Source organism: Ktedonobacteraceae bacterium, assembly GCA_035653615.1.
Taxonomy (GTDB): domain Bacteria; phylum Chloroflexota; class Ktedonobacteria; order Ktedonobacterales; family Ktedonobacteraceae; genus DASRBN01.
Genome location: DASRBN010000031.1, coordinates 24,559 through 39,966 on the forward strand (window position 1 = coordinate 24,559; position 15,408 = coordinate 39,966).

Annotated in this window: 12 protein-coding genes; 4 read left to right on the forward strand and 8 right to left on the reverse strand. The window is 53.1% G+C overall.

The annotated features are described in order from the left end of the window. The first annotated feature begins 37 nt into the window (after window positions 1–37). Window positions 38–1,651, forward strand: coding sequence for an AMP-binding protein (locus VFA09_16560; protein HZU68889.1), 1,614 nt, complete (start codon window positions 38–40; stop codon window positions 1,649–1,651). Between the two features lie 71 nt (window positions 1,652–1,722). On the opposite strand, the gene VFA09_16565 is transcribed toward VFA09_16560, so the two are convergent. Next, window positions 1,723–2,004: a hypothetical protein gene (locus tag VFA09_16565; protein HZU68890.1), complete on the reverse strand. Its 282-nt coding sequence runs from the start codon at window positions 2,002–2,004 to the stop codon at window positions 1,723–1,725. Window positions 2,005–2,006: 2 nt separating this feature from the next. Further along, window positions 2,007–2,996 carry a hypothetical protein gene (locus VFA09_16570; protein HZU68891.1) on the reverse strand — a complete coding sequence of 330 codons (990 nt, stop codon included), beginning with the start codon at window positions 2,994–2,996 and terminating at the stop codon, window positions 2,007–2,009. A gap of 232 nt (window positions 2,997–3,228) precedes the next feature. Between VFA09_16570 and VFA09_16575 the strand changes: the two genes are divergently transcribed. The 3 genes from VFA09_16575 (at window position 3,229) to VFA09_16585 (ending at window position 7,714) form a co-directional block, all read left to right on the forward strand. Beyond that, window positions 3,229–3,417, forward strand: coding sequence for a hypothetical protein (locus VFA09_16575; GenBank protein ID HZU68892.1), 189 nt, complete (start codon window positions 3,229–3,231; stop codon window positions 3,415–3,417). A gap of 247 nt (window positions 3,418–3,664) precedes the next feature. Then, window positions 3,665–5,830, forward strand: a complete 2,166-nt coding sequence (locus VFA09_16580; protein ID HZU68893.1) for a hypothetical protein — start codon at window positions 3,665–3,667, stop codon at window positions 5,828–5,830. Between the two features lie 363 nt (window positions 5,831–6,193). Next, window positions 6,194–7,714: an MFS transporter gene (locus VFA09_16585; protein HZU68894.1), complete on the forward strand. Its 1,521-nt coding sequence runs from the start codon at window positions 6,194–6,196 to the stop codon at window positions 7,712–7,714. 64 nt (window positions 7,715–7,778) lie between these two features. Here VFA09_16585 and VFA09_16590 read toward each other — a convergent pair whose 3' ends face one another. The 6 genes from VFA09_16590 to VFA09_16615 all read right to left on the reverse strand — a co-directional run bounded on the left by VFA09_16590 (window position 7,779) and on the right by VFA09_16615 (window position 15,292). After that, on the reverse strand, window positions 7,779–9,149 hold the full coding sequence (locus VFA09_16590; GenBank protein ID HZU68895.1) for a TrpB-like pyridoxal phosphate-dependent enzyme: 1,371 nt from the start codon (window positions 9,147–9,149) through the stop codon (window positions 7,779–7,781). Window positions 9,150–9,210: 61 nt separating this feature from the next. Then, window positions 9,211–10,263 carry a tryptophan--tRNA ligase gene (gene trpS, locus VFA09_16595; GenBank protein HZU68896.1) on the reverse strand — a complete coding sequence of 351 codons (1,053 nt, stop codon included), beginning with the start codon at window positions 10,261–10,263 and terminating at the stop codon, window positions 9,211–9,213. A 425-nt stretch (window positions 10,264–10,688) separates the two neighbouring features. Continuing rightward, window positions 10,689–12,212, reverse strand: coding sequence for a glutamate--tRNA ligase (gene gltX / locus VFA09_16600; GenBank protein ID HZU68897.1), 1,524 nt, complete (start codon window positions 12,210–12,212; stop codon window positions 10,689–10,691). A 29-nt stretch (window positions 12,213–12,241) separates the two neighbouring features. After that, a complete protein-coding gene (trpS, locus tag VFA09_16605; GenBank protein ID HZU68898.1) occupies window positions 12,242–13,303 on the reverse strand; it encodes a tryptophan--tRNA ligase in 1,062 nt (353 codons plus the stop codon). A 268-nt stretch (window positions 13,304–13,571) separates the two neighbouring features. After that, window positions 13,572–14,045 carry a DinB family protein gene (locus VFA09_16610; GenBank protein ID HZU68899.1) on the reverse strand — a complete coding sequence of 158 codons (474 nt, stop codon included), beginning with the start codon at window positions 14,043–14,045 and terminating at the stop codon, window positions 13,572–13,574. A gap of 395 nt (window positions 14,046–14,440) precedes the next feature. Continuing rightward, on the reverse strand, window positions 14,441–15,292 hold the full coding sequence (locus tag VFA09_16615) for a transglycosylase SLT domain-containing protein (protein ID HZU68900.1): 852 nt from the start codon (window positions 15,290–15,292) through the stop codon (window positions 14,441–14,443). Window positions 15,293–15,408: the final 116 nt, after the last annotated feature.

Consider the following 15,408-nt stretch of genomic DNA (forward strand, 5'->3'; position numbering starts at 1 on the left):
TGTGGCATCGGCTGTCAACTTCGGAAAGGACCTCGCAATGTCGCACAAAATGATTGCACCTGAACTTTTTCGACCACCGGTAGACTTTCCCGATATACCCTACGATCACCTCTTGCGCATGGCAGCCGAACGCAATCCCGACGGCCCGGCCATCATCTTCCACGACCTCATCCTGACCTATCGCGAGGTCGTCTCAATGGTCAATTGCATCGCCAACGGCCTCTTGCGGTTGGGCTTGAAAAAGGGTGATCATATCTGCCTCTTCACGCTGAATCGCCCGGAGTATACCATCACCTTTAACGCGGCAGCTACCATCGGAGCAGTCAGTACTCCCATGAATCCTTCATATAAGGAACGCGAGATTAGCTACCAGCTAGAAGATTCAGAGGCCAGAGCAATCCTGGTCCAGCGCGAACTGCTGCCCTTACTCCAGGTTGTCATGGGCCAGAAGGCATTTCCTCATCTCAAGCACATCATCGTTACGGGTGCGACGGTTCCTGAGGAGATGCCGCAAGCCATTCCTTTCGCGAAGCTGCTGCGCGAATCGTCACCGAAACGTCCAGAGCCGGTCGAGATCGATGGCGATGACCTGGTGGCCCTGCCCTACTCTTCTGGTACCACTGGCTTTCCCAAAGGAACCATGCTCACACACCGCAACCTGGCCACCAATCACCGGCAATTCTTAACGGCGTCGGGCATCCATTCCGGCGATTCGACGATAATCTTCCTGCCGCTCTACCACATCTATGGTGTGCTGTTGACCGGCAGCTTTCTGGCGGCGGGCGCGACACAAATCATCCTGGAACGCTTTGATATGGCAACGGTGCTGGAATTGTGTGAGAAGCATGGGGTCACATGGTTCTTTGCCGTCCCACCGATCATCAATGCGCTCGTTAATGCTCCTCTCGACCTGCACGAGATGAAGACGGTCAAACTTCTGATGTCCGCCGCCGCTCCTCTACCGATGGAGCTTGCGCGCAGGTTCCAGGAAAAGACAGGCATTCCTGTCGTACAGGGCTATGGACTGACGGAAACCTCGCCCGATTCGCATCTCACGCCGGTGGTTCCAGAACTGATGCGCATGGATAGCGTAGGCGTGGTGGTACATAATACGGAGCAGAAAGTCGTAGATATCGAGACGGGCGAGCATGAACTGCCGGTGGGCGAGGACGGCGAAATCATCATTCGCGGCCCGCAGGTGATGAAAGGTTACTGGAAAGCGCCCGAGGAGACGGCGCGCGCGCTGCGTAACGGCTGGCTCTACACCGGCGACATTGGACATGTCGATGAAGATGGCTATACCTACATCGTTGACCGTAAAAAGGAGATGATCAAATACAAGGGCTTCAGCATTGCTCCCGCGGAACTGGAAGCCCTTCTGTTGGAGCATCCCGCCGTGCTGGACGCGGCAGTGATTGGCGTACCTGATGATGAAGCCGGTGAAGTTCCCAAGGGCTTTGTCGTGCTACGTCCGGGTCATAGTGCCAGCGGCGAAGAACTGATCGCCTTCGTCAACGGCAAACTGGCCGGCTACAAAAAGCTGCAAGAGGTCGAGTTCATCGACGCCATTCCGAAGGTGCCATCCGGCAAAATTCTGCGCCGTGTGCTGAAGGAGCGCGAGAAGGCACTGCGCCTGGGAGGGCAGGCATAAAAACCTCTATTGCAATGAAGTAGGCAGTACCGGATCGTACTTTTCTAAACTGGCATGGCTACAACAATACTTTACAGCCGGGCAAGGAAATCAAGCACAATGGCGTTGAATTCCACCGGCTTTTCCATGTTGGGCATATGATGGGTTCTGGGAATCGTCACTCGCCTGGCTCCCGCGATATCTTTTTCGAGTTTGTCCGCATCCTTGAAAAGCCGGGGGTCATCCCACATCCTCCTGTCCATAAACCCACCGTGGATGAGAACTAGCGGGTGGCCTTCGCCCAGCGCCTCGTAGTACAACTTTGTGCCGTTGACCGGGACTGTGCCCACTTCGGGTTGGAATGAACTCGTCATGCTTATTGCAGTCCTATCAAGAACAATCCGCGTGCCATTGCCTCGCCCGCCAGCGTGAGTACAACTACGAGGTAGAGCATGCCTGTGGCGGATTGGAACGAGCGGTCGTGAATCAGTTTCAAGATGAAGCCGAGTAGCACTAGCGGAAAAACAAAGCTCACCAGGATGTGCAGCCAGCTAATGGCATCGGTACTTAGAGGCGCAACCTGCGGCGCTCCTACCGGTTTGACCTCCCCAGGCACCGGAGTTACAGCATGCACCGATGGAGTAGAAGTGGCCGGAGTAGTCGAGGTTGTGGTACTGGTGGGTTGAGCCGCCGCTGTACCAGCAAAGCCGGTGGTGAAGGCGAAGCAGACTACCTGAGCCAGCACGGCGATCAATACCAGCCGTGCCGCGAACTGCAATGGCTTCTCCGAAAGCGCCGGGGTGACGAGATACCAGTGACCAAGCCACATCGCCGTCAAAACTCCACCGAGCGCAAGCATAGCGGCAAAGAAACCGGCAACCGTAAAGGCTTCCGCGATTCCTGAACCGGCCAGCGGTCGATAGATCATGCCCATGACCAGAATGGTCGCCAACCCGGCCAATGTTGCCAGTATGCCGCTAATCATGCGCAGCAACCGGATTACTGACAGCCGGTCAGGTGTTTCTGTACCTTCTTCGTGTTTGGCCTTGCCGTCGATCCCGGCCTTCTTATCCATCCACAGGAAAAGATTATATGGCAGCATGAGGATCAGGAACAGCAGCAGCGTCGGAGCCAGGTAGCCTGTCCAGGAATGGTCGAGCAGCACGAACGTGTTGAGCAGGACCGCCGTCGAAAAATTCTGCTGGAACAAATAGGTGAGACCCGTAAAGAACAGGTAAATAATGCCATAGGTGATGAGGAAGCCACGTTTAACCTGGTTGCGCCAGTCTAGCGCGAACAGCACTCCAAATGCTCCGACCGCCAGTTCCGCCATCACGATGAACAATATGAGTGGCAACGTGATCATATTTGTATGTTCTATCCTTTTGTTCGTTTGATTGAGCTACGTCTTGGGAAGGTATCAGCTTCCTTTTGATCACACAGATTATACATCGGTTGGGGTGGACTGGCAAACATCAGATTTATATTGTATCCAATCCTGATAGCGGCAGAGATTCGATGTATCTATTGGCTCATGTCGTAGAATGAAGAGCGTAATTATACCACTTTAATGACGGAAAACCTGGAGGAGAAAGCAAATGAAGAGAAATACACTGGCGCGCAACCTGTTCATCATCGTTGCCATCGGATATTTCCTTCTGGGCATATTATTCGTGTTGGCGGGTGTGAGAAACAGCGATGCGCTTCTATATGCTATTGCCGGGATAGTCTTTGTGCTTGGTGCCGGTCACGTCTACCTGGCGGCCCGCAGGAGAAGAGCGGGATAGGTCCTCTTTACGCCTCTTAAAGAAAATTTGACGAGATATGTTCCGGGGAGTGGTACAGATAAACATCCTTTCATAGAAATATGTTATACTTCCCGGTGAAGACATTCTTCCGGCAATTGTGCCATATGATTGTCTTCATCGTAGCCCGGGGGAACTTCCTTTATAACCTGTCCGCTCTAGTGTTGTCGCTTCTTAGTTTAATGCTTTTGAGCGAGACCACTTTCGGGGTCTCTACAGAGGAGGAACTATGCACCTTGTGACCAGGTCCTGGCGATCCCCTTTTGTGCGTGTGGTAGGTATGTTTCTGCTAGTGGCGACGCTGCTGAGCCTGGGGTCGGCGCAGACATTGCGCTCGCCTTCAGTCGTCCGCGCAGCAGGTGGCTGCCAGTTGAACTCGCCGAACGGCGCCATTCAGCACGTTATTTACATCCAGTTCGATAACACGCACTTCACGCGTGATAATCCGAACGTTCCGTCCGATCTAGAGCAGATGCCCCATCTCCTCAACTTTATTGAGAACAATGGCGTCCTGCTCTCTAATCACCACACTCCGCTCATTGCCCACACGGCAACGGATATTTTGACCACGCTGACGGGCGTGTACGGTGATCGTCACGGCGTACCCATCAGCAACAGCTTCCGCTATTATAATCCAGATGGCACGACTAATCCCGGTGTTTCCTTTGCCTACTGGACCGATCCAATTTACGATCCTAGCAATCCGCCGCATCAGAGCGATACCACTTATAACATGCTGGCGGCAAATGGGCTGAATGCCCCGGCGCCCTGGGTTCCATATACGCGGGCTGGCTGTAATTTTGGCGGTGTGGCGACAGCGAATATGGTGCTGGAGAACATTGCAACCGATATTCCTACTGTATTCGGGCCGAACTCTCCCCAGGAGCAGGAGGTACAGCAGAATCCTGGACAGGCTTTTGCTGATTTCGTCGGTATTGGCATTCACTGCGCGCAAGGAAATGCGTTATGTTCTTCCGCCAATACTGGCGAGCCTGATGTGCTGCCCAACGAGCCTGGTGGCTACTCGAACTACATGGCTCTCTACGGCAACAAGTACGTTGCGCCGCAGATCAGTCCCAATGGGCCGATGGTAGACCTGGATGGCAATATCATTCAAGACCCTCAAGGACACATCGGCTTCCCCGGCTTCGATGGCATGTCCGCTTCTGTCTCGCTGGCCTATGTTGCCGCGATGCAGGAACATGGTGTTCCCATCACCTATGCCTACATCTCCGATGCCCATGACGCCCATCCCAACGGGCCGGCCTATGGTCCAGGTCAGGCAGGCTATGTTGCCGCGCTTGCAGCTTACGATGATGCCTTCAACAAGTTTTTCACGCGACTGGCCAATGATGGCATCAATTCGAGCAACACACTGTTCGTGTTTACTGCTGACGAGGGCGATCACTTTGTGGGTGGCCCACCCAGTCCTTCAAACTGTGATGGCGTGCATATCCCCTGTACCTACAGCCAGATCGGTGAGATCAATACCAACATGGCAGGTCTGCTGGCAACGGAGCAAGGTATTACAACGCCGTTCAAAGTCCATTCCGACTCCGCGCCCAACATCTATATCACAGGTAATCCTGCACGCAACGACGAGACTGTAACCCGCCCATTCGAACGCGCCACGGGCCAGTTGACGGCAGTGAATCCCTATACGAATCAGACAGATACGCTAACCAACTATCTGGCCGATCCGGTAGAAATGAATCTGCTGCATATGATTACGGCCGATCCCGCGCGAACGCCGACATTCACCATGTTTGCCAATCCCAATTACTTCCTGTTTGCAGGCTCTCCAGATTGTTCGTCTCCATGCGTCCAGATTAATCCACAATTTGCCTGGAATCACGGCGATGTGTCCCCGGATATCAATACGACCTGGCTGGGTATGGTTGGGCCGGGGGTACGCACGATGGGGGTCAATAGGACAGTCTGGTCGGATCATACCGACGTGCGTCCCACTATGATGGAGTTACTCGGCCTGAAGGATGACTATTCCCATGATGGGCGCGTTCTCTTCGAAGTACTCCAGCCCTGGGCTTTGCCTCCTGCCGTGCAGCATAATCTGCTGGCGTTGACGTTGCTGGCGCAGGCATATAAGCAGATCAACGCGCCTGTCGGAACGCTTGGACTGACAACCCTGGGCATTTCTACGGTTGCGCTAGAGAGTAATGCGCCCAACGATAGCACATACACGTCGCTCGAAAACCAGCTCATCTCCATTACCAATGTGCGTAACGCAATCGCGGCTCAGATGATTGCGATCCTGGAGTCTGCTGAATTCGGCGGGAACTACTCCTTCAGTCCACCGGCTGCGCAGGTGCAGAAGCTGATTGCCCAGGCACATAGCCTGTTAAATCGAGCTGAAGCGCTCCCTCATAAAAAGTAAGAGGAGATAACAGGCTGTTCATGCAGACATGATCCGGTACGAGGCGAATTGAGGCCAAATAGGCCAACATCTTAGAATGGCCTGAATAGCGTAGGGCGTTGGAGGGCATCCGATAAGGATGCCCTCTTTTTTGTTTGATGCCTGGAAAGCAAGACATATGCATGTACTTTTGGACAAAGTGTTTTCAGCCTTTAGACTCTCTAGACTTTCGAGATCGTCCTCGCCCTTTTCTAGGCAAATATTAACCTGGAGATAACAGTCAATTAACCGGCATTTAACAGTCGCTTAACATCAAGGCGATACGCTTTAACTGTAAGGTTTTACATGACGAACATATCCCTTAAGCAAGGAGCTTACCAGAATATGCATAGTGAAGGAATACATGGGAGCAGCGTTGCTCGTGGTGGTGTTGAGGATGCCCATAAATCTGTTTTGTCTGCGCTTGACGAAAGTACACTTTCAGGATTTCACTTCAAAGCCATGCTGACATCCGGCATGGGTTTTTTTACGGATGCCTATGATCTTTTTATCATTGGCGTCGTGCTGGCGATTCTAACTCCACTCTGGAATCTGACGAAACTTGAAACATCATTGCTTGCCAGCACATCACTGATTGCCGCGGCCCTTGGCTCGCTCCTCTTCGGGCGACTGGCAGATTTTGTGGGCCGCCGCTCAATTTATGGATTTACGCTGATCGTCCTGGCGCTTGGCGCTATTGCCTCAGCTTTTGCCCCAAATATCGTCTGGCTGCTGATCTTCCGTTTTATCCTTGGCCTGGGAATCGGCGGCGATTATCCGCTCAGTGCAACATTGATGAGCGAGTATGCCAACCGGCGCGACCGTGGCAAGCTAATCACAATGGTTTTCTCAATGCAGGGGCTTGGCCTGATACTTGGCCCGCTCGTTGCCATTTTTCTCCTGCTTGCTGGACTGAATCATGATCTGACATGGCGCATCATGCTGGCATTAGGAGCAGTTCCGGCGCTTGCAACGTTTTATCTGCGCCGGCAAATCGCGGAAACCCCTCGCTTTGCGCTGACGATGCAGGGTGATGCCGAGACTGCTTCCCGCACCATTGATATGGTGACACGAAAGCAGAACGGCAAGACGAGTAGCTCACTTTCGAATAGAGCGAACCAGCGAAAAAATGGTTCCGCGCGCTCAGAAACGAAGAGTTCAGCTCCTTCACGCTCCAATGGAAAGTGGCTGTACCTGCTTCTCCAGCCGCGGTACTTACGCTGGCTGATAGGGGCCGCGGGTGCCTGGTTCTTGCTAGACGTTGCCTATTACGGAACGACCATTTCCAGTCCCTTAGTTCTCAGGGCACTTAACCCTCACGCGAACCTGATTACGAATATGTTCTATACGCTTGCCATCTTTGTGGTGGCCGCGCTGCCAGGCTATATCGTCGCGGCCTTGACGATTGATCGCCTCGGACGCAAGTGGATACAGTGCGTTGGTTTTGGCATGATGACGCTTGCCTATGGTTTGCTCGCCGTCGCTCCTGCCCTGACGACGATTACATTGCCGTTCCTTCTCGTGTATGGAGTAAGCTACTTCTTTACCGAGTTTGGCCCTAATGTAACGACGTTTGTCTATCCTGCCGAAATTTTTCCGGTGATGGTGCGGACGACGGGGCATGGCATTGCTGCCGCGTTTGGGAAAGTTGGAGCCTTTATCGGAGCTTTTGCTTTTCCTTACCTCCTCAGCCTCTTCAATCTGCCGGGAGCGATGGCAGCCGCGGCAGTGGTCTCGTTTGTTGGTCTCCTGCTGACCATCTTCCTGTTGCCGGAGCCGAACCAGCGCTCACTGGAAGAGATTTCCGATGAACACGCGGCCATGGCTGCTCATCGAGAGAGGGAACGCGAGTTGGTTTTACGGTAGGTTAAGGATATAGTAGAATGTTTACAAAAAATGGCCTGGGCAATAAACCGCCCAGGCCATTTTTTTACACCACCTGCGGCATCCTCTGCAATGCGGCGGCTACAGCCTCTTCAGGATACTCGTAATCCTGCAATTTGCCGGAGAAGTAGGCATCGTAGGCGCCCATATCGAAGTGGCCATGGCCGGACAGGTTGAACAGGATAGCTTTCGATTCTCCCGCTTCCTTCGCCTTTAAAGCCTCATCAATCATTGCTTTTACAGCATGGCCCGACTCCGGTGCTGGGATAATGCCCTCGGCGCGCGCGAATTGTACGGCTGCATCGAAGACGCCGATCTGGTGATAGGCCTGCGCATCGATAATACCCTCATCGTGCAGGAGCGAAACCAGGGGTGCCATGCCATGATAGCGCAGGCCGCCCGCGTGAATACCAGGAGGCAGGAAATCATGGCCCAGGGTATGCATCTTGACCAGCGGGGTCATTCCCACCGTATCGCCAAAATCATAGGCATACACGCCCTTGGTCAGGCTGGGACAGGCCATCGGCTCGGCGGCCAGGAAACGCGTCTTCAGCCCTTTGCGCAGCCTTTCGCCAATAAATGGGAAGGCAAGCCCGGCAAAATTGCTACCGCCGCCTGTGCAGCCAATCACGATATCAGGATAATCGCCTGCGCGTTCCATCTGGAGCAGGGCCTCTTCGCCGATAATCGTCTGATGCATCAACACGTGGTTCAGGACGCTGCCCAGCGAATACTTGATTGTTCCGCCGCTTTTGGCTGCCACCTCAACCGCCTCGCTGATGGCAATGCCAAGGCTGCCCATGTTGTTGGGGTCCTGCGCCAGCACGCTGCGTCCCGCGTCCGTTAAATCGGTTGGGCTGGCATGAACGGTAGCCCCGTAGACTTCCATCATATTTCTGCGATACGGCTTCTGCTGGTAACTGATCTTCACCATGAAGACTTCGATTTCCATGTTGAAGAACGCTCCTGCCAGTGCCAGAGCCGATCCCCACTGTCCCGCGCCTGTCTCGGTCGAGAGCTTCTTGACCCCTTCTTGCTTGTTGTAGAATGCCTGTGCCACTGCCGTATTCGGCTTATGGCTGCCGGCAGGACTGACTCCCTCGTACTTGTAGTAAATACGCGCGGGCGTATCCAGCGCCTTTTCCAGTCGCCGCGCGCGGTACAGTGGGCTGGGCCGCCACTGCATATAGACCTGGCGTACCGGCTCCGGAATCTCGATGTAACGCTCCGTACTCACCTCTTGCATAATCAGCGCCATCGGAAATAGCGGGGCCAGGTCATCGGGCGTGACGGGCTGCCTGGTGCCGGGATGCAGCACCGGGTCGGGGGGACGAGGTAAATCCGCGGCAATGTTGTACCAGGATCGCGGCATCTCGTTTTCGTTCAAAAGATACTTGGTGTGAACGCTGTCAGGCATGGTTCGCTCCTCTCAAGGATTCATGACCCTTAGAACTACAATGGTTACGATATTTATTAATTCATCCCAGCCCGATTACATCTTTGACGTGCTGCAACGTAGCCTGGGCCATTGGACGCACCTCGTCTGCCCCTTGACGAAGAATGCGTTCCAACTCGGCCTGGTCGTTCATCAGCTCTTTGTAGCGGGCCTGGATGGGTGACAACGTTGCCACCAGGCGCTCAGTGAGCGCGGCCTTGAAATCTCCATAACCCTTGCCGGCAAATTCTGCTTCAATCTCCTGCTCCGATTGCCCTGTCAGCGATTGATAGATGCCGAGCAGGTTGGTGATGCCGGGGCGCTCAGGGTCGAAAGCCACCAGCCGCAGGGAATCGGTTGTCGCTCGACCAATTTTTTGCTTGATGGTCTTAGGATCGTCAAGCAGGTTGATGCGAGAATTTGGATTCGGGTCGCTCTTGCTCATCTTTTGTGTCGGGTCATCCAGAGACATGATGCGCGCGCCTACCTCGCGAATCTGTGCCTCTGGAATGGTGAATACTTGCTGGCGATACAGGCTGTTGAACCGCTGCGCGAGATCGCGCGTCAGCTCAATGTGCTGTCGCTGGTCATCACCTACAGGAACATAGTTCGTCTGGTATAGCAGTATATCACAGGCCATCAGCACCGGGTAGCAGAAGAGGCCAGTTCCCACCGAATCCATCTGCTCACCGGCTTTCGATTTGAACTGCGTCATGCGCGACAGCCAGCCCATGGGCGTGAAGCATTCCATAATCCAGCTCATCTCGGCATGTTCATGCACATGTGATTGGACGAACAGGTGGCAATACCGCTGGTCGAGTCCGCACGCAATATACAATGCCGCCAGCTGGCGCACGCTCTGATGCAGTTCTTTCGGATCAATCGGAAGCGTGATGGCGTGCAGATCAACGATGCAAAAGATGTTATCGTACTGCGCCTGCGTTTCCACCCAGTTACGAATAGCGCCCAGGTAATTGCCCAGGTGCAGGTTGCCGGTCGGCTGTATGCCGGAAAACACACGTTTTTTCACCGGCGCATTTTCAGCAGCCCCGGCATGTTCAGTTTTCTTAGCCTGGCTCATTTCAATAGACATCATTTCACCTCTCTATACTTGTAAAATGTCATAAAAAAACGCCGCTCATTCCTTGTCAGGGACGAGAGGCGTAAAGCTTTCGTGGTACCACCCTCATTCAGATTACCCATGGAACTTCCCGCATAGCATGGGTAATCCCTCTTTGCCAGATACGCAATCTTCAGCACCTGGTGTCGAAGATGTATATCCTGTCCTCAATAACGGTGGACATTCCGCAAGAGTCCTACTGGTTCCCTACTGAAAAGAACGTTCGCTCTTTACTTCCAGGCCCATTCGACGACTGCATCGGGCCGGTTTTCACCGCTACCGGCTCTCTGGGACCTCTGCGTGGTCATCTACTCTTCCTGTTCGTCGCTTTCAGTGTTCTGTTGTGTATGGACAAAGTATACTGGTGGTTTTGTGATATGTCAAGATTTTTGGAAATGCTCTCAAATCAGTTTCTGCTTTGCCAGTTCCAGCCTTCGGATCGTCTCCTCGCGCCCCAGTAGCATCATCGCGGCAATAATGTCGGGTCCTTTCGTCTTGCCGGTCAAAGCGATGCGCGGCGGCCACAGTACCTGTCCCACTTTCAGTCCCATGCTTTCGGCGACTGCGGCGAAGGCCGCATATAGTCCATCATGTGTGAAAGCTGCCTCTGGGATATCCCGCATCACTTGTGCGATTGCTTCCAGAATATTGGCCACAGTTGCCGGACCATCGTTTCTGCGCAGCAGGTCAGCGAGCGGATAATCCAGACTTTCGGCCTGAACAAAGGCAAACTCGATCTCTGGCGCGACATCCAACAGGGTTTTGGCCTTTTCTTTGGCCAGAGCGCAGGCGGCTTTGATATATTCAAAGTGAGACTCGTCCTGGGCATATTCCTGGCTGATAAGACCGCTGCTGACGAGGAACGGAATGCTGCGGCGAGCGAAATCATCTTCCGTCAGGATGTGGTTAATGTTGTAGGCATTCATCCACTCCAGCTTCTCTGGCGAAAATTTCGCGGATGCCACATGCACATGATAGATATTGAACTTTTCGATCAGGTCCTCCATCGAGAAAATTTCCGTATGATCGTCGTAGCTCCAGCCCATCAGCGCGAGATAATTAACCAGCGCCTCCGCGATATAGCCATTTTCGCGATATTCCACAACCGATACAGCATTGTCCCGTTTGCTCAACTTACCCACCTTGCCCGGCGGATTGAGAATAAGCGGCACGTGTATCACTACCGGCATGGGAAAGTCCAGCGCCTGGTACAATAGCACATAAAAGGGCATGCTCGGTATGTATTCTTGCCCGCGAATGACATGGGTAATATTCATCAGGTAATCGTCCACCATATGACCCAGTTCATAGGTCGGCATGCCATCCGATTTGAGCAGGATGCGATCATTCAGCGTGGCATTATCAATGGTAATTTGACCACGCAGAGCATCGGTGAATGTAGTCGTACCTTCGAGCGGGACAGCAAAGCGAATGACAGGCTTGATCCCCTCCGCGGTCTTCTGCGCGCGTTCCTCTTCCGTGAGATAGCGACAGTGGCGATCATAGCCGGTTGGTAATTTTTGCGCCTCTTTCGCCTTATTGACCGCTTCCAACCGTTCCTGGCTGCAATAGCAATAATAGGCCTTCCCGCGTTCAACAAGCTGCTCTGCATATTTCTTATAGGTATCCAGGCGTTCGCTCTGTGTGTAGGGAGCGTATGGCCCACCGATATCCGGACCTTCATCGTAATCCAATCCCAGCCACTCGAGTGAATCCTTGATCGCTGCCAGGCTCCCCTCGACGTAGCGTCTGCGGTCGGTGTCCTCGATGCGCAAGATGAACTGCCCACCGCTCTGACGTGCTACAAGATAAGAATAGATAGCAGTGCGCAGGTTGCCGATGTGCGGGTACCCGGTTGGGCTGGGTGCATAGCGCGTGCGTGCAGGCGTATCTTTTGAGGATGATGTATTAAGTAGATCAGTCAAGATAAAGTCTCCTTTAAAATTAAATTATATCAGCCTTCCGAGCTATCTCGATCAGTCTTCCCAGCATATTTCTCAGCCTTACGTCGAATCCGGTTCCACACCCCTGTGAAGCCCATCGCCTTTTGCATCTCATAGAGCGTCTTCTTCGTCTCTTCTCTTACCCGTAGTGTGCCATTGTAGATAAGCTCCTCAATCCTTCCTGGTATATCATAAGCTGCTCGCCTCTCGCGCATCGGCTCAAGCATCGCATTTAGGGCTGCTGCCAGTTTCTGCTTGACCTCGACATCGCCCACTGTACCGGCCCGGTAGCGGGTTTTCAAATCTTCCACTTCCTCGAGATTTGAATTGAAGGCATCATGATAAATGAAAAGGGGATTGCCCTCTACCGTACCTGGAATATCGGCTCGTATCCGGTTGGGATCGGTATACATGCGCATCACCTTGCGCTCAACCTCTTTAGGAGTGTCGCTCAAAAAGATGGCATTATTGAGGCTCTTGCTCATCTTTGCCTGCCCATCGATGCCCACCAGCGTGGGTACGTCTCCGACAATCACTTCGGGAATGGGAAAAATCTCTCCATACAGCGTGTTGAAACGCCTGGCAATCTCCCTTGTTACCTCAACGTGAGCCATATTATCTTTTCCCACAGGAACCACGTTCGCCTTTACGCATAAAATATCCGCGGCCTGCAGGACAGGGTATCCCAGCAATCCAAAGGGCATCTCGATATTCGCATCCCTTGCCATGTCCTTCAGGCTTGGAATGCGCTCCAGCCGGGAAACTGTTACCAGGTTCTGAAAGAGCGTATACATCTCGTGTATCTCATGAACACCCGATTGCAGGTAAAAAGTCGCGTGTTCTGGCTCGATGCCTGCGGCGATGGCGTCGAGAACCAGGTCATGTGCGTGTGCATCGGCTTCGCGAATATGCTCCGGCATATGTTTTGTCGTCAGCATATGCACATCGGCGATCAGAAAAAAGCTCTCATATTGATGCTGGAGCCGGACGCGGTTTTTTAATGTGCCGGCATAGTGACCCAGGTGCAGCTTTCCCGTTGGCCTGTCTCCCGTTAGCATTCTAGGTTGAGACATGGTAGCAAGTCCTCCCTCTAACAGTTCTAAACTCATGCCGATTATAGGGGAGATTATCTACAATAGCAAGCCACTGAAAGCCAGTTCGGACCTGTCATTCTGAGCGCAGCGAAGAATCTGAAGCAAGCCCCTGATCGATCTGGCTCCTTGCAGATTCTTCGCTGCACTCAGAATGACATGCGAGGAGGGCTTTTTCATGGCAAGCTGTGAATCAGAGCGTAAAATCTGTGTTCAAATCAATCGCAACTTTGGCAATTGAAAGCTGGCCTTACTTCTGCTGGCTCAAAAATTGGCATGTAAGCTGGATATGCCCTTGATGCAAGGCGCAATGTGCTACTGCATGTAGCAGGCAATCACGAACCGTGGTAGGCGAATTGGAAGTTCGAACCAGGAAAGTAGGATGCGCCTGGACGATGCGCTCCATCTCTTCATCTGGCAGACTATCCAGCACCTCATGTACAGCGGCGATCCAGCGTTCGTAGCGCGTCGTCAGTTCTTCCAGTGTGCCGGTCGCGTGAAACTCTGCCGGGCGGTCGCGCGCAATCGTTCGTCCTCCAACTCGTACCAGTACCCAATCTTCGCCTGATCCAACGAGATGAGTGGCAAGCGCAAAAAGTGTATTTGTGTCTTCCAGTGCGAGTGGTTGATTGAGCAATGGCTCAGGCACGACGCGGAGTTGCTCGAGGACATCGTGTCCTATATAATCCAACACGTTCGCAAAATGCGAAGCTTCATTTGCCATAGAAATCCCCTTTCCTTAGCGTACCGGAATGATGTGATAGATGCTGCTTTTCGTTCAGAGTTCTTCTTGATTGTACCAAATCTGATGGCTGAGCGCCTTACGGGCGAGAGTTACGCCAGGGCTAAGTAAAATCTCCCCTTTTTCATCACCTTGTTGTGACCAGAGGCACTTCATAGGGCATTATCACCAGAAAGAAGCATATTCCGATCAATGGATGTGATGCAAGAAAGCGAGCGGTTTTTCTCGCTGGACTGAGACAGAACCTGGGGCATTTACCACTTGCATATGCATAAAAATCCTGGCCGCGCAGCGTAGATCAGTACGTCACGCGGCCAGGTAGAAAGAACGACACTTTTCACGCTCAAAAGCGAGGTGAGAAAGTGCGGGGAATACTATCAGGTGTAGCGGAATCTTTGCATCAGGGCCAGCACATTATTGACGTAGCGCCAGTTGAAGATGCCGCGATGAATAACGGCCCAGCCACCCTCGTTGTAGGCGCTAATAATATCGTAGAGGTTGCCGTGGAAGCCGTTCCACAACCAGCGCAGGTAGGTCGCGCCGAGATTGATATTATCCCACAGGAGATAGGGATCGCGTCGAATACCGGTTCCCGCGTTGATGCTCTGGGCCGTGTAGGGCATGAGCTGCATCACACCAATGCCGCCATCCCAGGCAATCACGTGCTGCGTCCAGCCGCTTTCCTGCCAGGCAATCGCCAGCAGCAGGTTCGAGGGTAAATGGTAGATACTCGCGGCGCGGTGTAGCAAGGAAACAACCTGTGGGCGGGTCGACCATTGTAAGGCGTTATAGTCATACCAGCGCACGACTCCATTGGCTAGTAGACCGCTCGCCGTTCCGCCTGATCCATAGCCACTTCCCAGGCGATAGGGAATACAGAGTTCGTGCCCAACAATAATCAGATTGACGTTCCAAATGTAGTTAACGCGCGCAAGCGTCCAGATAGACGTGTGGTAGCGCCAGGCTATCTTTGTCAGCGTATCACCGCGTTGGATTCGATACCAGCTGCACCCATTTCCTGGGCCGGGGTTTGCCGCCAACGCGTTAGGTTGGCCGCTAGAAACTATGATGGAACCAAACAGCAAAACCGCAGTGAATAGCAGCAGCACGGCCTGTTTGGACACGTGAAGCCGAAGTTTGCTGATTGGTGCCTGCTGTTCGCGCCGTTCCTGTATTTCTATTTCACGTGCCGGCAAAGTATTTGCCTGTTGCTCAGATATGGTTGCCATGAAGTAGCTCCTTCCTTTCTTCTCCCACTATAGACCTCTGCCAAATCGACACATGTCCATGTGATTGGCGTATTTTTCATCAGATACATTCGGAATGTTGTTGACGGAGCTTGAAT

What these genes read in the sequence shown, in the direction of transcription:
- VFA09_16560 (HZU68889.1), top strand. Translation starts at nt 38, where the DNA reads ATGTCGCACAAAATGATTGCACCTGAACTTTTTCGACCACCGGTAGAC.
- VFA09_16565 (HZU68890.1), bottom strand. Translation starts at nt 2,004, where the DNA reads ATGACGAGTTCATTCCAACCCGAAGTGGGCACAGTCCCGGTCAACGGC.
- VFA09_16570 (HZU68891.1), bottom strand. Translation starts at nt 2,996, where the DNA reads ATGATCACGTTGCCACTCATATTGTTCATCGTGATGGCGGAACTGGCG.
- VFA09_16575 (HZU68892.1), top strand. Translation starts at nt 3,229, where the DNA reads ATGAAGAGAAATACACTGGCGCGCAACCTGTTCATCATCGTTGCCATC.
- VFA09_16580 (HZU68893.1), top strand. Translation starts at nt 3,665, where the DNA reads ATGCACCTTGTGACCAGGTCCTGGCGATCCCCTTTTGTGCGTGTGGTA.
- VFA09_16585 (HZU68894.1), top strand. Translation starts at nt 6,194, where the DNA reads ATGCATAGTGAAGGAATACATGGGAGCAGCGTTGCTCGTGGTGGTGTT.
- VFA09_16590 (HZU68895.1), bottom strand. Translation starts at nt 9,149, where the DNA reads ATGCCTGACAGCGTTCACACCAAGTATCTTTTGAACGAAAACGAGATG.
- trpS (HZU68896.1), bottom strand. Translation starts at nt 10,263, where the DNA reads ATGATGTCTATTGAAATGAGCCAGGCTAAGAAAACTGAACATGCCGGG.
- trpS (HZU68898.1), bottom strand. Translation starts at nt 13,303, where the DNA reads ATGTCTCAACCTAGAATGCTAACGGGAGACAGGCCAACGGGAAAGCTG.
- VFA09_16610 (HZU68899.1), bottom strand. Translation starts at nt 14,045, where the DNA reads ATGGCAAATGAAGCTTCGCATTTTGCGAACGTGTTGGATTATATAGGA.
- VFA09_16615 (HZU68900.1), bottom strand. Translation starts at nt 15,292, where the DNA reads ATGGCAACCATATCTGAGCAACAGGCAAATACTTTGCCGGCACGTGAA.